The sequence below is a fragment of the Albimonas pacifica genome, from assembly GCF_900113695.1.
GTDB lineage: Bacteria > Pseudomonadota > Alphaproteobacteria > Rhodobacterales > Rhodobacteraceae > Albimonas > Albimonas pacifica.
Window position 1 is genome coordinate 65,510 of record NZ_FOQH01000015.1, and the last position, 17,643, is coordinate 83,152.

Below are 17,643 nucleotides of genomic sequence, written 5' to 3' on the forward strand. Positions count from 1 at the left end.
CATGAATCATGGAATCGGATCGCAACGTCGAGGCCTTCGCGGCCTTGGGTCACCCCGGCCGGCTGGCCGTCTTCCGCCTGCTCGCGCGGCGCGCGCCCGACGGCGTGCGCCCGTCGGAGATCGCGCAGGCGCTGGGCATGAAGGCCAACACCCTGTCGGTGAACGTCTCGGGCCTCGCCCGGGCGGGGCTGGTGACCTCGGAGCGGCGGGGCAAGTCGGTCTTCTACAGCATCGACCTCGCCCGCGCCGGCGGGCTGGTCGACTACCTGGTCTCGGACTGCTGCCGCGGGCGGCCGGAGACCTGCATCCCCCTCGCGGCCCGTGCGCTGCAGCCTCTCGGAGATCCCTCGATGACCGCCCAGGCCCGTCCCTTCGACGTGCTCTTCATCTGCACCGGCAACTCCGCCCGCTCGATCTTCGCCGAGGCGATCCTGCGCAAGGAGGGCGGCGGCCGCTTCCGGGCCTTCTCCGCCGGCACCCGGCCCTATTCCGAGCTGAACCCCCGCGCGGTGGCGACGCTGAAGGACTTCGGCCATGACGTCTCGACGCTGCGCGCGAAGCATGTCTCCGAGTTCCAGGGCCCGGATGCGCCGCGGCTCGACTTCGTGTTCACCGTCTGCGATCCGGCGGCGAACGAGGAATGCCCGCCCTGGCCGGGCCAGCCCGTCACGGCCCACTGGGGCATGCCCGACCCGGTGAAGGCGGAGGGGACCGAGGCCGAGAAGGGCCTCGCCTTCCTCGAGGCCTACCGCGCCCTGCAGCGGCGGATCTCGGCCTTCGTGTCGCTGCCCCTCGAGTCGCTCGACCGCATCTCGCTGCAGATGCGCCTCGACGCCATCGCCCACGACCAAGACCGCGACCGCGACGCGCCCGCGGCCTGACCCCGATCCCGGAGACCTCCATGCCCCGCATCGCCGTCAACGGCCTCGGCCGGATGGGAAAACTCGCCCTGCGCAGGGCCTTCGACGAGGGCCTGCCGGGCGAGATCGTGCTGCTCAACGACGCCGTCGGCGACCCCGCCCAGCACGCGCACCTGATGGAGTTCGACACCGTCCACGGCCGCTGGGGCGCGCAGGCCGCGCATGACGAGACCAGCCTGACCCTGCGCGGAATCCGCATGGCGATGACGCAGGCGAAGCGGATCGAGGATCTGCCGCTGGCCGAGCTGGGCGTCGACGTGGTGCTGGACTGCACCGGCGTCTTCAAGACGCCCGCGACGGTGCAGCCCTACTACGACGCGGGCGTGAGGAAGGTCGTGGTCTCGGCCCCGATCAAGGAGACGCCGGCGCTGAACGTGGTCTACGGGGTGAACCACGACCTCTACGATCCCGCCGCGCACGACCTGGTGACGGCGGCGAGCTGCACGACGAACTGCCTCGCGCCCGTGGTGAAGGTGCTGCACGAGGCGATCGGGATCCGCCACGGCTCGATCACCACGCTGCATGACGTGACCAACACCCAGACGATCGTGGACCGGCCTGCGAAGGATCTGCGCCGCGCGCGTTCTGCGCTGAACTCCCTGGTGCCGACGACCACCGGCTCGACCACCGCGATCACGCTGATCTATCCCGAGCTGAAGGGGCGGCTGAACGGCCATGCGGTGCGCGTGCCGCTGCTCAACGCCTCGCTGACCGACTGCGTGTTCGAGATGGAGCGGGAGACCTCGGCCGAGGAGCTCAACGCCCTCTTCGCCGCCGCCGAGGCCGGGCCGCTCGCCGGCATCCTGGGGCTGGAGACGCGGCCGCTGGTCTCGGCCGATTTCGTCAACGAGCCGCGCTCGGTGGTGGTCGACGGGCCCTCGACGATGGTGGTGAACGGGACGCAGGCGAAGATCTACGCCTGGTACGACAACGAATGGGGCTATGCCTGCCGCCTGGTCGACGTGCTGCGCCTGGTGGCGGAGGGGATGCGATGAGCGCGCCCGAGCGGCCGCTCGCGGCCTATGCGGCGGTGACCGCGGCCTACTGGGCCTTCATGCTGACCGACGGCGCGCTGCGGATGCTGGTGCTGCTGCACTTCCACGTGCTGGGCTTCTCGCCGATCCAGCTCGCCTACCTGTTCCTGCTCTACGAGATCGCGGGGATGGTCACCAACCTCTGCGCCGGATGGCTGGCCGCGCGCTTCGGGCTGACGGCGACGCTCTACGCGGGGCTCGCCCTGCAGATCGCGGCGCTGGGGGCGCTGGCGATGGTCGATCCGCAGTGGACGCTGGCGCTGTCGGTGGTCTTCGTGATGGCGGTGCAGGGGGTCTCGGGCGTGGCCAAGGACCTCGCCAAGATGAGCGCCAAGAGCGCGGTGAAGCTGCTGGCCCCGGCCGAGGGCGGGGGCCTCTTCCGCTGGGTGGCGGTGCTGACCGGTTCGAAGAACGCGGTCAAGGGCGTGGGCTTCCTGCTGGGGGCCGCGCTGCTGGCGGGCGTCGGCTTCGAGGCGGCGGTGCTGGCGATGGCCGCCGCGCTGGGGTTGGTGCTGGCGGCGGTCGCCCTGTTCATGCCCGCCGGCCTGCCGCGCGGGCGCAAGGGGGCGAAGTTCGCCGAGGTCTTCTCGAAGGACCGCGACGTCAACATCCTCTCGGCCGCGCGGCTGTTCCTGTTCGGGGCGCGGGACGTGTGGTTCGTGGTCGGCATCCCGATCTACTTCCACGCCGTGCTCTCCGACGGGACCGAGGCGGGCGACCGCGCCGCCTTCTTCCAGGTGGGGACCTTCATGGCGGTCTGGATCATCGGCTACGGCGCGGTGCAGGGCTTCGCGCCGAAGATCCTGCGGGCGCGCGACAAGTCGGTGGCGCAGACGGTGGGGCTGGCGCGGCTCTGGGCCGGGGCGCTGGCGCTGATCCCGCTGGCGCTGGCGGGGGCGGCCTTCGCAGCCGGGGCGCCGGCGGACTGGCTGACGGCGACGCTGGTCGCGGGGCTGCTGGTCTTCGGCGCGGTGTTCGCGCTCAACTCCGCGCTGCACTCCTACCTGATCCTCGCCTTCTCCCGGGCCGAGCGGGTGACGATGGACGTGGGCTTCTACTACATGGCCAACGCCGCGGGGCGGCTGGTCGGCACGCTGCTTTCGGGCCTCGCCTACCAGGCGGGGGGCCTGCCGCTGTGCCTCGCCGCGGCGGGGCTGATGGCGGCGGCGAGCTGGGGCTGCGCCGGGCTGATGGACCGGCGCGAGGGCGCGCGGGCCTGAGCCGTCAGGCGACCCGGGCGATCCAGGCGCGGGCGAAGGCGAGGAAGGCGTCCTCGTCCATCGGCGCGCCGAAGTGGTAGCCCTGGAGCACGTCGCAGCCGAGCTCGGCCAGCGCCCGGGCCTGGGCCTCGGTCTCCACCCCCTCGGCCACGGTCGAGATGCCGAGCGTCTGCGCGATCTCGAGGATCGCGCGGATTAGGTTGCGCGAGCGCGGATCCTCGGCCACCGGCGCCACCAGCCGGCGGTCGATCTTCAGCACGTCCGGCGCCACCTGCGTCAGCCCCACGATCGAGGCGTGGCCGGAGCCGAAGTCGTCGATCTCGATGTCGATCCCCGCCTCGCGGATGCGGTCCAGGTTGAAGCGGAACAGGTCCCCTTCCTCCTCGATCAGCGTGGATTCCAGCAGCTCCATGGCGATGCGCGTGGGGCCGGCGGAGAGCAGGCGCGAGGTCTCGACCACGTCGGGGTCGCGGATGCGCCCCGCGCTCATGTTGAAGCTCAGGCGCGGGGCGACGAAGCCCTGCGCGGTCCAGCGCGCCAGCACTTCGCGCACCCGCTCCATCAGGCGGCGGTCGATGCGCGGGACCACGCGGAGCTGTTCGGCCACCCGCAGGAACTCGGGCGGGCTCAGCAGGCCGAGGCTGGGGTGGGGCCAGCGCAGCAGCACCTCCGCCCCGTGCAGGCCGCGGTCGCGGGCGCGCACCTGGGGCTGGAAGTAGGGGACGAACGCGTCGCGCTCCAGCGCGTCCTGGATCTGCACGGCCAGGCGCCGGTCGGCGAGGATGCCGCGGTGCAGCTCGGGCGTGAACAGCTCCAGCCGGCTGCGCCCGCTCTCCTTGGCGCGGTAGAGCGCCGCGTCGGCGAAGACCTGCAGCTCGGTCCCCACCACGCCCAGCTCGCCGGTATGGGCGAGCCCGAAGCTCGCCCCCACGCGGCAGGGCCGACCGTGGTGCTGGAACGGCGCGGCGAGCCCCTGCTGGATGCGCGCGACGATCGTCTCGGCCGCGGCGGGGTCGGCGCCGGGGGCGAGCAGGATCGAGAACTCGTCCCCCCCGATGCGCGCGGTGAAGTCGCCGGGGCGCAGCGTCTCGCGCAGCACCTGGGCGACGCGCTGCAGGACCAGGTCGCCGGCCTCGTGGCCCAGGGTGTCGTTGACGTGCTTGAAGTGGTCGAGGTCGAGGCGCACCAGCGCCGCGTCCTCGGGCCCGGTCCCGGCGCGGGCGGCGAAGACCCGATCGGCGAACAGGCGGTCGTAGGCGCGGCGGTTGGGCAGGCCGGTCAGCCCGTCCTGCAGGGCCTGGCGCTCGTTCTCGGCGCGCATGGCGTCGGCGCGGGCGTGGGCCTCGGCCAGCTCCGCCTCGCGGCGCACGTCCTCGGTCACGTCGTAGAGCGCGCCGGTCCACAGCACCGCGCCGTCGGGCTGGCGTTCGGGCAGGGAGTCGCCGCGCAGCCAGACCAGACCCCGCTCGGGATGGACGATCCGCATCCGCCGGGTCCAGCGCTGGCCGGCGGCGCTGCTGCGCCGGATGCTCTCGAGGATGCCGCGCACGTCCTCGGGCAGCACGTTGCGGAACACGTCGCGCACCGGCTCGCCCTCCTCCCCCTCGGGGTCGAGGCCGACGAGGTCGCGCATCCGCGGGCTGAGGTAGGGGAAGCTCCAGCTCCCGTCCGGCGCCTCGCGGAACTCGTAGAGGCCGACCGGCGCCACCTCCGCCACCCGCGACAGACGCTCGAGGATGCGCACCAGCTCGGCGTCCATCCGCTCGGCATGGCGCTCGGCCTCGTGGCGGTCGGTGATGTCGAGGGCGATGCAGCGGTAGGTGACCCCGCCGCCGGGCAGGCGCATCGGCGCCCCCTCGCCGATCACGTGGCGCAGGCCCTTGACGGGGTGGTCGATGCGGTAGCGCACCGAGCCGCTGCGCAGGCTGCGGCTGGTGCGTTCGGTGACCGCCGCGATCTCGGCCACGTCCTCGGGCGGGATATGGGCGAAGAGCTTGCGGCCGTCGCGCTCCAGCCCCTCGGCCGGGACGCCGAACAGGTCGAGGGCGACGGGGTTCACGAAGGGCAGGGTGATCTGGCCGTCCGGGCCGACGCGGTATTCGAACAGCGCCACCGGCGCGTGGGCGGTCAGCGTCTCGAGCATGCGCAGCCGGTCGGCGTCGCGCCGGCGCAGGGGCCTGGCCGGGGCGGGGACGGGCCGGACCGTCGGCTCGAGGCGGTGGAGCACGCCCACCGCCCGTCCGCCCGCGACGAGCGCCGAGACCCGCCAGGCGCTGGCGGCGCGGCCGGAGGCGAGATGCAGCAGCTCCCCCTCCACCCGCAGCTCGCGCCCCGGCTCGGCCAGCGCGCGGTCGGCGGCCCTTCGCAGCGCCTCGGCGAGCGGGGGCGTCGCCAGCCCGTCGAGCCGGGCGTCCGGCCCGGGGCGCCAGGCGTCGTCGCGGCCGAAGCGGCGGGCGAAGGCGGGGGTGAGCGCGAGGATCGCGCCCTCCGGCCCGGTCAGGGCCGCGGCCTCGCCGGCGACGCCCAGCAGGGCGCCGGACAGGCTGGCGAAATCCTCCATGCGCGCGACCCTCGTCGACCGATCCCCCGGGGGACCTAGCCGGGCTTCGTGAGGATCGGCTTAACGGGGCGCCGCGCGCCGCCCCGCGGGGGCGGCGCGCGGCGCGGCCGCAGGGCTCCCGGTCAGCCCTTCTCGGGCTCGCCGATCTTGTCCTGGGTGCGCAGCTCGAAGTCCGAGGCGTCGTGACGCTCGTGGAGCTGGCCGGCGGGGTGGCCGGTCAGGCGGTTGACCTTCTTGCCGCGCTTCACCGCGGGGCGGGCGTCGATCGCCTCGGTCCAGCGGGCGACGTTCCTGTAGGAGGCGACGTCGAGGAACTCGCCCGCCTCGTAGAGCTTGCCCTGCTGGAGCTGGCCGTACCAGGGCCAGATCGCCATGTCGGCGATGGTGTAGTCGGGGCCGGCGATGAACTCGCTCTCGGCCAGCCGGCGGTCGAGCACGTCGAGCTGGCGCTTCACCTCCATGGCGAAGCGGTCGATGGGGTATTCCCATTTCTCGGGCGCGTAGGCGTAGAAGTGCCCGAAGCCGCCGCCGAGGTAGGGGGCCGAGCCCATCTGCCAGAACAGCCACGAGAACATCTCGGCGCGCGCGGCGGGATCCTTCGCGATGAAGGCGTCGAACTTCTCGGCCAGGTGGACGAGGATCGCGGCGGATTCGAACACCCGCACCGGCTTGGGGCCCGAGCGGTCGAGCAGGGCCGGGATCTTGGAATTGGGGTTGATCGCCACGAACCCCGAGGAGAACTGGTCGCCGTCCCCGATGCGGATCGGCCAGGCGTCGTATTCGGCGCCGGCGTGGCCGGCCTCGAGCAGCTCCTCGAACATCACGGTGACCTTCACGCCGTTGGGCGTGGCCAGCGAATAGAGCTGGAACGGGTGCTCGCCGACCGGCAGGTCCTTCTCGTGGGTCGCGCCGGCGATGGGGCGGTTGATCGAGGCGAACCGGCCGCCGCTCTCCTTGTTCCAGGTCCAGACCTTGGGGGGCGTGTAGTCTTGAGGCATGTCGCGTCTCTCGGTGCGGGGCGCGAGGCGGGGCCTGCGCGCGGGGGGCGTCGCCGGCAGGCGCCGGCGCAGGGCAAGTCGCCGGCAGCCGCCGGCTTGGGGGCGTCGCCGGCAGGCGCCGGCGCGAAGCGTCTCGCCTCGGCCCGCCTGGGGTCGAGACGCCCAAGACCTCGCCCAGCCGCGCGCCATTGTCCACCGTTCGGCGCCTGCCGGCGGCAGGCGGCCGGGCCAAGGCGCGCGCGGCCCCGGCCAAGGCGCCGGCGCCCTCCGCTCCGGGCGTCCCGCCTCGCCGGAGGCGCCGCCCGGCCGCAGGCCGCGGAGGCGCCGCGTCGGGCGTCGCGCGCGGGGGGCTGCGCCGCCCGCGGCGCGCGCCAGGCGGGGTCGCCCGGGGCGAGGGCCGCCCGGGGAGGCGGAGCGGCCGGGCGTCGCCGCCCGCCGCGCGCCGCGGGCCGGGCGCCGGGCCTCGCGGCACGCCTGCTGTGGCGCCTCCGGCGGCGGCGATCGGGGCGGACGGCGCCGGGTCGCGCGCGGAGCGGGGCGGGGGCGCGGTCCGCTCAGACCGGCCCCTGCAGGCTCAGCGCCTCGCCCAGGGTGCGCACCCCGCGGGCGGCGAGCAGGGGGATCATCCGGCGGAACGCCTCCGCCGTCGCCTCGGCGTCGCCGGCGGCGGTGTGGCGTCGCTCCGGCGGGATCTCCACCCCCAGCCGCGCGGCCAGCGCGTCGAGCGTGTGGGCCGAGGTATGGGCGTGCAGCCGGCGCGAGAGGCGGGCGGTGCACAGCACCGGGTTGTCGAAGCGCGGGCCGCCCCCGGCCTCCAGCCGGCGCAGGAAGGCCATGTCGAAGGGCGCGTTGTGGGCGACCAGCGCCGCCCCCTCGCAGAAGGCGCGGAAGCGGGCGGCGACCTCGGCGAAGGGCGGGGCCCCGGCGACCATCGCGTCCGTCACCCCGTGCACGCGCGAGGCGGCGGCCGGGATCGGGCGGCCGGGGTTCGCCAGCGCCTCGAACCGCTCGCCCCGCAGCACCCGCCCGCCCACGATGCGCAGCCCCGCGATCTGCACCACCGCGTCCGCGGCGGGGTCGAGGCCCGTGGTCTCGGTGTCGAAGACCACGTAGGCGAGCTCCGAAAGCAGGCGCTCCGCCTCCGCGCCCCCCGGCCGGGGCAGGTCGAAGTCGTAGACCTCGGCCGCCCCCTCGGGGCGGGCTGCGGCGGGGGCGCCGGCGGCGGGCAGGGGCAGCACCAGGCGCCGCCCCCCCTCCACCCACAGGTCCGCCCCGTGCCGGTCGAGCGCGTCGCGCACCGTCCAGGCGCCGTAGGCCGGGGCGACCGGCGCCTCCATCCAGCCCTCCACCACGCCCTGCGACAGGGCGGGGCCGGTCCAGGAGAGCACGAGGCGCACGCGCTCGCCCTCCGGCTCGGCGGCGAGCGCCAGGGACGAGCGGGCCGGATCCTCGCGCAGCGCGCGCAGGGCGCGGGCGAGGATCTCGGCGACCGCGTAGCCGTCGCAGCGCAGGCGGGCGGGACTGCGGGGCGTGGCGAGCGCCCCCTCCGCGCGCGCCGCCGCCGCATCGAGAAGGTCCTGGGCCGCCACCTCCTGCACCGGCCAGCGGCCGTCGCCGACGCGGGCGCGGCCCTCGGCGGCGCGCTCGATGGCGGCGGAGAGGCGGGCGACCTCCGCGCGCATCGCGGCCGCGAAGGCGGCGCGCTCGGCGGGGTCGGGTTCCGGCTCGGAGGCGAGCGCGTCCAGCGCGGCGACCAGCGCCGCGGCCGGGCGGCGCATCGCCTCCAGCGTCTCGCGCAGCAGGCTCTCCAGCGCGCCCCGGGCGCGCAGGTCGCCGGCGGCGTCGCGGAACAGGAGCACCCGGCCCACCGGCCCGGCCTCGGCGGTCACCACCGAAACGGCGCCGGCCAGAACCCGGACGCCGCCGTCCTCGCCGGCGGAGGCGGTGAGGAAGCTCTCCGCCCCCGCGTCGCCCCGGGCGCGGCGGCGGTCGGCGCGCGCGGCCGCGGCCTCCAGCGGCGCGGGGTCGAGGAAGCGCGCCAGCGGCCGGCCCAGCCCCAGCGGCCCCAGCAGCGCCGCCGCGGCGGGGTTGTAGAGCAGGATCCGCCCGTCGGGAGAGACCGCGACCACCGCCTCGGCGAGATCGCGCACCACCCCGCCCAGCAGGGCCTGGTCGCGGGCCATGCGCGCGGTGCGCTCGGCCACCGCCCGCTCCTGGCTGCGGCGGGCGTCCTCCAGCGCCGCGTGGATCGCCCGGGCCGCGGGGGCGAGCGCGCCGAGGTGGCGGGCGGGGGCGGCGTCGATCTCGGCGGCGACGTCCGACTGGGCGCGGGCGTGCAGGTCGGCGGCGAGGCCCAGGATCGGGCGGGCCACGTTCTCGTCGAAGAGCACCGCCGCCCAGGCGCAGAGCCCGGCCAGCGCGAAGCCCGCCGCGAGCCCCGCGGCCAGGTAGCCCGCCGCCGGCCCGCCGGCATGGGCGTGGCCGAACCACAGCGCCGCGGCGATCGCGCCCCAGCCCCCGAGCGCGAGGGCCGCGAAGAACAGCGCGATGCGCAGCCGCAGGCCCAGGCGGGCGGAGAGGCCGGCCGCCGGGTCCGCTTCCGGCCGCGTTCCGGGCGCCGCCTCAGGCGGTGGCGAGGCGGCGGGGGCCGGGGCGGAAGGGTCGGGCGGCTCGCCGGAGCCCGGCGAGGACGGGGCCTCCGGTTCGGGCCGCGGGGCGGCGGGGCCGGGCACCGGCTCAGTCCGCCAGCAGCGAGCGGATCGTGGCGGTCAGCTCGCGGGTGTCGAAGGGCTTCTGCAGGAAGGCGTCGGCGCCCAGCGCGCAGGCCTTGCGCCGCTCCACCTCGCCGCCGCCGGCGGTCATCATCAGCACCTTCACCCCGCTCAGCCGGGCGTCGTCGCGGATGCGCTGGCAGACCTCGTAGCCGGAATGGCCGGGCAGCATCACGTCGAGCACCACCAGGTCCGGCCGCTCCGTCTCCAGCGCGGCCAGCGCCGCCGTGCCGGAGGCGACGCGTCTCAGGCCGAACCCCTCCCGGCCGATCAGGAACTTCAGGGCGAGGGCGATGTTGTCCTCGTCCTCGACCAGCAGCACGGACTTGTCAGGCATCGGAGGCGCTCCCGTCCGCGCCCGCCTCGCCCTGCGGGCCCGGGGCGGCGGGCGCCTCGGCGCAGGCCGCCGCCACCAGCGGGTCGTCGGCGGGCATCGGGCGCCACTCGGCCGCCGAGACGTCGGCGAGCGCCGCGTCGCTGACCCGGGCCTGGGCGGCGGGGGCGCAGCGGATCATCACCGCGGCGCGGTCGACGGGGCGCCAGCGGCCGAAGAACCAGACCTCGGCCAGCTTCACCCCGGGCGCCTCGGGATTGGTCTGGATCCCGGCCACGTCCAGCGCGGCGAGGCGGGTGGTCAGGGGCGCCAGGTAGGTCCAGGGGCGGTGGAGGGCGGTCTCCTCGACCGTCTCGATCACCGTCATGCCCTCGGGCAGGCCGGCGACGGTGCGCGCCTCCCAGTCGTATTCCGACCAGATGGTGGCGGCGAGCATCGCCAGGCCCGCCGCGACCGGCGCGCCCCAGCGGGGCAGGCGGCCGCCCATGAGCCGGCCCAGCAGCAGGACGACGCCCGCCGCGCCCACCCCCGCCACGATCGTCGCGATCAGTTCCAGAAACATCGGCGCGGCCTCCCGTCCGCTTCGCCCGCCGGCCCCGGGGCCGGCGCGGCGCGGTCAGCCCTGGCCCAGGGCGGACTGCATGGTCTTCACCACCAGGAACGCGTCGCGCAGGTGGCTGCGCTCGAGGTCCGACAGGGCCTCGGGCGCGAGGTAGTTGTCCGGCGCGGCCCCGCGGGCGATCTGCGCCGCCTGGTGGCGCAGCCGCGTCTCGGCGATCAGGTCGTAGGCGTCCAGCAGGTCATGGGCGCCGGTCCGGGATATCACGCCGAGATCCCGCGCGGCGACGATCCGCTCGCGGGTGTTGGCGGCCTCGATCCCGCCGCGGAGCGCGTAGATGCGCGCGAGGTCGACCACCGGCACCACGCCCGCGATCTTGAGATCGAGCGTGTTGCGATGGGCGCCCGAGCGGATGGTCGACAGCCCCCGGAACAGCGTCAGCGGCGGCGCGTGCTTGAGCGCGTTGCCGATCATGTGGCGCAGGAAGATCGAGTTGCCGCGCGCCATCGCCAGCGTCTGCGAATGCAGGTCGTCGAAGAGCGACATCCGCCCCGCGATCGGGCGCAGGTCGAACATCACCGAGGCGAGCATCTGGGCCATGTCGTCGGGCTGGGCGATCCAGCCGGCGAAATAGCCCTGCCAGATCCGGCGCGGCTGCCGCCAGCGCGGGTTGGTGGCCATCATCTCGCCGGGGCAGTAGTAGAACCCCGCCCGGTTCAGCCCGTCGGAGACGAAGCGCGCCAGCGCCTGGAAATAGGCGTCGTGGTCGGGCGTCGCGGCGTCGTCGAGGATCAGGCAGTTGTCCTGGTCCGAGACGCCGGTCTGCTCGCGCCGCCCCTGGCTGCCGCAGGCGGCCCAGAGGTAGGGGACGGGCGGCGGGCCCAGCTTCGCCTCGGCGAGCTGCAGCAGCCGCCGGGTGGCGGCGTCGGCGAGGTCGGTGACCCGCCGGCAGATCGCGGCGGGCCGCGCATTGGCCGCGACCAGCACGCCGAGCAGTTCGGGCAGGCGCGCGAACACCGCCTCCATCGCGGCGGGGTCGGGGGCCGAGACCAGCTCGCCCGCCATCGACGAGGCGGTGGCGGCCTGGCGGCGGAACAGGTCGGTGCGCCCGATCATGCCGATCAGCCGGCCGCGCCGGTCGACCACGGGCAGGTGGTTGATGTCCCGCCCGGCCATGGCGATCATCGCGTCGAGGCCGGTGGCCTCGGGGTCGATGGTCAGGGGCGCGGGCGTCATCACCCGCTCGACCGCGACGGCGCCGGTCAGGTCCTCGGCCAGCACCTTGCGGGTCAGGTCGTGGACGGTGACGATGCCCGCCAGCGCCTCCCCCTGCGTCACCAGCACGGAGGAGACCGAGGCGTCGCGCATCCGCCGCGCGATCTCGGCCACCGGCGTGCCCGGGGGTGCGGTCACCGGCGCGCGCGACATCAGGGCGGAGACCTGCAACGCGGTGAGGCCGGCGGCGTAGGGGCCCGAGTCCTCGCCCGGCTCCACCGGGACCGCGCGGCCGAACCAGCGGGCGAAGCCGGGCTCGGCGTCGACCAGGCGGCGGAACAGCGGGGCGGGGAGCAGCAGCAGCTCGACCGCGGTCTCGGCATGGGCGCCCAGCATGGCGCGGCCGTCGCGCAGCAGGCCGCGCTCGCCCATCGCCTCGCCCTCGCCGCGGCGCGAGATCGCCTCGCCTTCGGCGGTGCGCACCTCGACCACGCCGGAGAGGATCACGTAGAGGCCGCGCAGGACTTCGCCCTGCTCGAAGATCGTCCCGCCGGGGGCGACGTCGAGCCGGATCAGCTCGTGGTCGAGCTCGGCGTGGCGGTCGGGGGGCAGCAGGTCGAAGGGGGCGTAGCGCGCCAGCCGGTCGACGAGCCGGCCCTGGGGGGCCTCCGGTCCGGGGATCGCGTCGTCGTCCATCACGGCCTCGCCGCTGCGGGGCGTCCGGGGGCGCGCGGCAGGCGCGCGGGGGGGCGGACGCGGGAAATTCCTGGGGGGTGTCCGGGGGCGCGGCGGGCGCGCCCCCGGACGGCTTCAGGGGATCGGTCTCAGTGGCCGGCCTGGGCCGAGCCGGCGCCGCGCGGGATGCGCACGCTTTCGACCAGCTCCTGGATCTCGCGCGGGGTCTCCTTGGTCATCCCGGCGACCAGGTAGGCGACGGCGAAGTTCACCAGCGCCCCGACCGCGCCGAACGAGGTCGACTTGATCGTGCCCAGCAGGGGGTCCGCGTCGGTGAAGCTGTTGGTGTCGGGGATGAAGAACCAGCCCTTGTGCAGGAAGATGTAGACCAGCGTCACCACCAGCCCGGCCAGCATCCCCGCCACGGCCCCGTGATTGTTGATCTTCTTGGAGAAGATTCCCATCATCAGCGCGGGGAAGATGGTGGCCGCCGCCAGCCCGAAGGCCAGCGCCACGGTCTGCGCCGCGAAGCCCGGCGGGTTCAGCCCAAGGTAGGTCGCCACCCCGATCGCCACCGCCATCGCGATGCGCGCCGACAGCAGCTCCCCCTTCTCCGAAATGCCGGGGTTGATCGAGCCCTTGATCAGGTCGTGGCTCACCGCCGAGCTGATCGCCAGCAGCAGGCCCGCCGCCGTCGAGAGCGCGGCCGCGAGCCCGCCCGCCGCCACCAGGCCGATGACCCAGCCCGGCAGGTTGGCGATCTCGGGGTTCGCCAGCACCAGGATGTCCTGGTTGAAGTTGGTCAGCTCGTTGCCCTGCCAGCCGCGCTCGGAGGCGACGGTCTGCATGTCGGCCGACTTCTCGTTGTAGTACTGGATGCGGCCGTCGCCGTTCTTGTCCTCCCAGCCCAGCAGGCCGGTCTGACGCCAGGTGAGCATCCAGTTGTAGTCGGGCGAGGTCTCGATGGTCTCGACCGACACCGCCTCGCCGGCGACGCCCTCCGGCCAGAACTGCTCGGTGATGTTCAGCCGCGCCATCGCGCCGACCGCGGGGGCGGTGGTGTAGAGCAGCGCGATGAACACCAGCGCCCAGCCCGCCGACCAGCGCGCGTCCGACACGCGGGGCACGGTGAAGAAGCGCATGATCACGTGGGGCAGGCCCGCCGTGCCGATCATCAGCGACAGGGTGAACAGCACCATGTTGAAGGTGTCGCCGTGGTGGGTGGTGTATTCGGCGAAGCCGAGCTCCCTCACCATCTGGTCGAGGCGCTGGAGCAGCGGCTCGCCCGAGGCCTGATGCTCCCCGAACAGGCCGAGGCCCGGGATCGGGTTGCCGGTCAGCTGCAGCGAGATGAAGATCGCCGGGATCGTGTAGGCGAGGATCAGCACCACGTACTGGGCGACCTGGGTGTAGGTGACGCCCTTCATGCCGCCGAAGACCGCGTAGGCGAAGACGATCACCGCGCCGATCAGAAGGCCGGTGGTGTTGTCCACCTCGAGGAACCGGCCGAAGGCCACGCCCACGCCGGTCATCTGCCCGATGACGTAGGTCACCGACGCGATGATCAGGCAGATCACCGCCACCAGACGCGCGCTCTGCGAATAGAAGCGGTCGCCGATGAACTCGGAGACGGTGAACTTGCCGAACTTGCGCAGGTAGGGCGCGAGCAGGAGCGCGAGCAGCACGTAGCCCCCGGTCCAGCCCATCAGGTAGGTCGAGTTGTCGTAGCCCACGAAGGCGATCAGGCCCGCCATCGAGATGAAGGAGGCCGCCGACATCCAGTCGGCCGCGGTGGCCATGCCGTTGGTGATCGGGTGCACGCCGCGCCCCGCGGCGTAGAACTCGGAGGTCGAGCCCGCGCGGGCCCAGATGGCGATGCCGATGTAGAGCGCGAAGGACGCGCCCACGAACAGCAGGTTGAGGGTGAACTGGTCCATGATCTCAGCTCCTCACTGCTCGTCCACGCCGTGGTCGCGGTCGAGCCTGTTCATCCGCCACGCGTAGAAGAAGATCAGCGCGAGGAAGACCAGGATCGCGCCCTGCTGGGCGAACCAGAAGCCCAGGTCCGAGCCCCCGACCGCGATCCCCGAGATCAGGGGCCGCAGCAGGATCCCGAACCCGAACGAGACCAGGGCCCAGATCACCAGGCTCCAGACGATCAGCCTGATGTTGGCCGACCAGTAGGCGTTGTTCGATTTCTCTTCGGACACAGGGGCTTCCTCCCGTCGCATGTCATCCGTTGAAAGGGTCGCCGGCGCCGCCTCCCTGCGGCGCCGGCCCGGAGGTCCGCGCTCAGGCGAGCGCCGTCTCCACGACGGCGGCCATGGCCGCGGTCACCTCGTCGATGGGCGCCATCGCATCGACCCGGCTCAGCAGGCCCTGGCCTGCGTAGTGGTCGATCAGGGGCGCGGTCTGCGCGTGGTAGGCCGTCAGGCGTGCGCCCACGGTCTCCGCGGCGTCGTCGGCGCGGCGCTTGAACGCCGTGCCGCCGCAGCGGTCGCAAACGCCCGGCTCGGCGGGGCGCTTGAAGCTGTCGTGATATCCCTCGCCGCAGCCGGCGCAGGTGGAGCGGCCGACGATCCGCTCGACCATCGCGGCGTCGTCGACCTCGAGGCTGATGGCGGCCACGATCCCCCGGCCGGCGTCGGCCAGCAGCGCGTCCAGCGCCTCGGCCTGCACGGCGGTGCGGGGAAAGCCGTCGAAGATCGCGCCGCGGGCGGTGTCCGGCGCGGCCAGCCGGTCGCGCAGGATGGCGATGACGATCTCGTCCGAGACCAGCCCGCCCGAGGCCATCACCTCCCCGGCCGCGCGCCCCGCGGGCGTGCCGGCCGCGACCGCCTCGCGCAGCAGGTCCCCGGTCGAGAGCTGCACGAGGCCGAAGCGCTCCTGCAGCAGGCGGGCCTGGGTGCCCTTGCCCGCGCCCGGGGGGCCGAGCAGCACCAGATCGGCGGGGCGGTCGCTGAAGCGGTTCCCGTCCATGCTCCCTCCTCCCCCTCAGGCGTCGACGCGGTTGGCGATCAGGTCCTCCACCACCGCGGGGTCCGCGAGGGTGGAGGTGTCGCCCAGCGCGTCGGTCTCGTTCTCGGCGATCTTGCGCAGGATGCGGCGCATGATCTTGCCGGAGCGGGTCTTGGGCAGGCCGGGCGCCCACTGGATCGCGTCGGGCTTGGCGATCGGCCCGATCTCGGTGCGCACCCAGTCGGCGAGCTCCTTGCGCAGGGCGTCCGAGGGCTCGACCCCGTCCATCAGCGTCACGTAGCAGTAGATGCCCTGGCCCTTCAGCGGGTGGGGGCAGCCGACCACGGCGGCCTCGGCGACCTTGTCATGGGCGACGAGGGCGCTTTCGACCTCCGCCGTGCCCATCCGGTGGCCCGAGACGTTGATCACGTCGTCCACGCGGCCGGTGATCCAGTAATAGCCGTCCGCGTCGCGCCGGCAGCCGTCGCCCGAGAAGTAGTAGCCCTTGAACATCTCGAAATAGGTCTGCGCGAAGCGCTCGTGGTCCTGCCAGATGGTGCGCATCTGGCCGGGCCAGCTGTCCTTGATCGCCAGCACGCCCTCGGCCGGGCCGTCCAGTTCATGGCCCTGGTCGTCCAGCACCACCGGCTGCACGCCGAAGAAGGGCAGGGTGGCCGAGCCGGGCTTGGTGGCCGTGGCGCCGGGCAGGGGGGCGATCAGGATGCCGCCCGTCTCGGTCTGCCACCAGGTGTCGACGATCGGGCAGCGCCCCTTGCCGACGGTCTCGTCGTACCAGTTCCAGGCCTCGGGGTTGATCGGCTCTCCGACCGAGCCGAGGATGCGCAGGCTCGAGAGGTCGCAGGCCTCCACCGGCCCGGCGCCCTTGCCCATCAGCGCGCGGATCGCGGTGGGGGCGGTGTAGAACTGGGTGACGCGGTGCTTCTCGCAGACCTGCCAGAAGCGGCCGGCGTCGGGATACGTGGGCACGCCCTCGAACATCACCGTGGTCGCGCCGTTGGCGAGCGGGCCGTAGACGATGTAGCTGTGGCCCGTCACCCAGCCCACGTCCGCCGTGCACCAGTAGACGTCGCCGTCGCGGTAGTCGAAGACGTAGTGGTGCGTGATCGCGGCGTAGAGCAGGTAGCCGCCCGAGGTGTGGACCACCCCCTTCGGCTTGCCGGTGGAGCCGGAGGTGTAGAGGATGAACAGCGGATCCTCGGCCCCCACCTCGACGGGCGGGCAGTCGGCCGGGGCCTGCGCCGCCATCGCCTCGTAGGCGTGGTCGCGGCCCTCGAGCCAGTCCACCTGGCCGCCGGTGCGCGCGACCATCAAGAGCTTCACCCGGTCCGAGCAGCGGCGCAGGGCCTTGTCGCAGTTCGATTTCAGCGCCGTCGTGCGCCCGCCCCGCGGGGCGTGGTCGGCGGTGATCACCAGCCTGGCGCCGCAGTCGTTGATCCGGTCGGCCAGCGCGTCGGGGCTGAAGCCCGCGAAGACCACCGAGTGGATCGCGCCGATCCGCGCGCAGGCCAGCATGGCGTAGGCCGCCGCCGGGATCATCGGCAGGTAGATCACCACCCGGTCGCCCTTCGCGACGCCGAGCGCCTTCAGGACGTTGGCGAAGCGCGAGACCTCCGCATGGAGATGGGCGTAGCTGACATGCTGCGCCGGCTCCTCGGGGCTGTCGGGCTCGAAGATGATCGCGGTCTGTTCGGCGCGGTCCTTCAGGTGGCGGTCGATGCAGTTGGCGGCCACGTTGAGCGTGCCGTCCTCGAACCAGCGGATCGAGACCTCGCCGGGTCCGAAGGAGGTGTTCTTCACCCGCGTGTAGGGCCGCATCCAGTCGAGGCGTCGTCCCTCCTCGCCCCAGAACCCCTCGGGGTCGGCGACGGAGCGGGCGTGCATCTGCGCATAGCGCGCGGCGTCGGCATGGGCGCGCGCGGCGATCTCCGCGGGCGGCGCGTGGACGGCGGGCTCGACGGCGGTCTTGGGCTGAACGGTCATGGGTCCTTCCTCCGCTGGCGACGCGATTGATCCTGGGGGGGCATGGCGGCCGCGCCGGGCGTCTTTGTAAAGATGCGTTTACCAAAGATGTCGCCAAAAGTCGATTTCCAAAGGTTTGCCAGTAGCTTGGCTTGTAAATAGTTTTCTTACGTTAACGTCAGTCATGTCAAGAAACCGGCGCGCGCCGGGTTCTGCCAGCGCTTTCAACGGCGTCGCGAGGCCCGTGGAAGCGGTTTCCGGATGCAAGCGCGCGCCGGGGCGCCGCCGGGGCCCGGCGGCCGCCGCCGGCGCGCGCCTGCCGGCGGTCAGGAACCCCGCGGCGCGGCGCCGCAGATGACCCGCGCGGGGGCGGGAGAGCTCGAATCGCGGGCCGCCGGAGGGCGCCGGCCGCCGGGTGA

At 73.9% G+C, this 17,643-nt stretch carries 13 protein-coding genes; 3 read left to right on the forward strand and 10 right to left on the reverse strand.

The genetic code is table 11. The features are described 5' to 3' along the window. The first annotated feature begins 8 nt into the window (after window positions 1-8). Genes BM064_RS24470 through arsJ form a run of 3 tightly spaced genes read left to right on the forward strand, consistent with a single transcriptional unit; the run spans window position 9 to window position 3,174 of the window. Complete coding sequence (locus tag BM064_RS24470; RefSeq protein WP_092865472.1) at window positions 9-881, forward strand: arsenate reductase/protein-tyrosine-phosphatase family protein; 873 nt, start codon at window positions 9-11, stop codon at window positions 879-881. Between the two features lie 20 nt (window positions 882-901). Then, window positions 902-1,915, forward strand: a complete 1,014-nt coding sequence (locus BM064_RS24475) for an ArsJ-associated glyceraldehyde-3-phosphate dehydrogenase (protein ID WP_092865475.1) — start codon at window positions 902-904, stop codon at window positions 1,913-1,915. Continuing rightward, on the forward strand, window positions 1,912-3,174 hold the full coding sequence (gene arsJ / locus BM064_RS24480) for an organoarsenical effux MFS transporter ArsJ (protein ID WP_092865478.1): 1,263 nt from the start codon (window positions 1,912-1,914) through the stop codon (window positions 3,172-3,174). The genes BM064_RS24475 and arsJ overlap by 4 nt, the downstream gene beginning before the upstream one ends. A gap of 4 nt (window positions 3,175-3,178) precedes the next feature. Here arsJ and BM064_RS24485 read toward each other — a convergent pair whose 3' ends face one another. From BM064_RS24485 to acs, 10 genes are all read right to left on the reverse strand, one after another. Then, window positions 3,179-5,734, reverse strand: a complete 2,556-nt coding sequence (locus BM064_RS24485) for a sensor domain-containing protein (protein WP_092865481.1) — start codon at window positions 5,732-5,734, stop codon at window positions 3,179-3,181. A gap of 122 nt (window positions 5,735-5,856) precedes the next feature. Next, the gene (gene yghU / locus BM064_RS24490; RefSeq protein WP_092865484.1) at window positions 5,857-6,732 is read right to left on the reverse strand and encodes a glutathione-dependent disulfide-bond oxidoreductase; all 876 of its coding nucleotides are present in this window, start codon (window positions 6,730-6,732) and stop codon (window positions 5,857-5,859) included. Window positions 6,733-7,286: 554 nt separating this feature from the next. Continuing rightward, on the reverse strand, window positions 7,287-9,464 hold the full coding sequence (locus BM064_RS24495; protein WP_281244905.1) for a 3'-5' exonuclease: 2,178 nt from the start codon (window positions 9,462-9,464) through the stop codon (window positions 7,287-7,289). Window positions 9,465-9,468: 4 nt separating this feature from the next. After that, window positions 9,469-9,840 (reverse strand): response regulator transcription factor, encoded by a 372-nt coding sequence (locus tag BM064_RS24500; protein ID WP_092865487.1) that lies wholly within the window; start codon window positions 9,838-9,840, stop codon window positions 9,469-9,471. Then, on the reverse strand, window positions 9,833-10,399 hold the full coding sequence (locus BM064_RS24505; protein WP_092865490.1) for a hypothetical protein: 567 nt from the start codon (window positions 10,397-10,399) through the stop codon (window positions 9,833-9,835). Before BM064_RS24505 ends, BM064_RS24500 begins: the two co-directional genes overlap by 8 nt. Window positions 10,400-10,453: 54 nt before the next feature. Continuing rightward, window positions 10,454-12,307, reverse strand: coding sequence for a putative nucleotidyltransferase substrate binding domain-containing protein (locus BM064_RS24510; protein ID WP_092865493.1), 1,854 nt, complete (start codon window positions 12,305-12,307; stop codon window positions 10,454-10,456). Between the two features lie 128 nt (window positions 12,308-12,435). Continuing rightward, on the reverse strand, window positions 12,436-14,223 hold the full coding sequence (locus BM064_RS24515; RefSeq protein WP_092865496.1) for a sodium:solute symporter family protein: 1,788 nt from the start codon (window positions 14,221-14,223) through the stop codon (window positions 12,436-12,438). A 12-nt stretch (window positions 14,224-14,235) separates the two neighbouring features. Next, the gene (locus tag BM064_RS24520; protein ID WP_092865499.1) at window positions 14,236-14,496 is read right to left on the reverse strand and encodes a DUF4212 domain-containing protein; all 261 of its coding nucleotides are present in this window, start codon (window positions 14,494-14,496) and stop codon (window positions 14,236-14,238) included. A gap of 82 nt (window positions 14,497-14,578) precedes the next feature. Then, window positions 14,579-15,265, reverse strand: coding sequence for an adenylate kinase (locus tag BM064_RS24525; RefSeq protein ID WP_092865502.1), 687 nt, complete (start codon window positions 15,263-15,265; stop codon window positions 14,579-14,581). A 15-nt stretch (window positions 15,266-15,280) separates the two neighbouring features. Further along, window positions 15,281-17,245, reverse strand: a complete 1,965-nt coding sequence (gene acs / locus BM064_RS24530) for an acetate--CoA ligase (protein ID WP_092865505.1) — start codon at window positions 17,243-17,245, stop codon at window positions 15,281-15,283. Between the last annotated feature and the right edge of the window lie 398 nt (window positions 17,246-17,643).

What these genes read in the sequence shown, in the direction of transcription:
- acs (WP_092865505.1), bottom strand. Translation starts at nt 17,245, where the DNA reads ATGACCGTTCAGCCCAAGACCGCCGTCGAGCCCGCCGTCCACGCGCCG.
- BM064_RS24500 (WP_092865487.1), bottom strand. Translation starts at nt 9,840, where the DNA reads ATGCCTGACAAGTCCGTGCTGCTGGTCGAGGACGAGGACAACATCGCC.
- yghU (WP_092865484.1), bottom strand. Translation starts at nt 6,732, where the DNA reads ATGCCTCAAGACTACACGCCCCCCAAGGTCTGGACCTGGAACAAGGAG.
- BM064_RS24505 (WP_092865490.1), bottom strand. Translation starts at nt 10,399, where the DNA reads ATGTTTCTGGAACTGATCGCGACGATCGTGGCGGGGGTGGGCGCGGCG.
- BM064_RS24515 (WP_092865496.1), bottom strand. Translation starts at nt 14,223, where the DNA reads ATGGACCAGTTCACCCTCAACCTGCTGTTCGTGGGCGCGTCCTTCGCG.
- BM064_RS24475 (WP_092865475.1), top strand. Translation starts at nt 902, where the DNA reads ATGCCCCGCATCGCCGTCAACGGCCTCGGCCGGATGGGAAAACTCGCC.
- BM064_RS24525 (WP_092865502.1), bottom strand. Translation starts at nt 15,265, where the DNA reads ATGGACGGGAACCGCTTCAGCGACCGCCCCGCCGATCTGGTGCTGCTC.
- BM064_RS24470 (WP_092865472.1), top strand. Translation starts at nt 9, where the DNA reads ATGGAATCGGATCGCAACGTCGAGGCCTTCGCGGCCTTGGGTCACCCC.
- BM064_RS24485 (WP_092865481.1), bottom strand. Translation starts at nt 5,734, where the DNA reads ATGGAGGATTTCGCCAGCCTGTCCGGCGCCCTGCTGGGCGTCGCCGGC.
- BM064_RS24510 (WP_092865493.1), bottom strand. Translation starts at nt 12,307, where the DNA reads ATGGACGACGACGCGATCCCCGGACCGGAGGCCCCCCAGGGCCGGCTC.
- arsJ (WP_092865478.1), top strand. Translation starts at nt 1,912, where the DNA reads ATGAGCGCGCCCGAGCGGCCGCTCGCGGCCTATGCGGCGGTGACCGCG.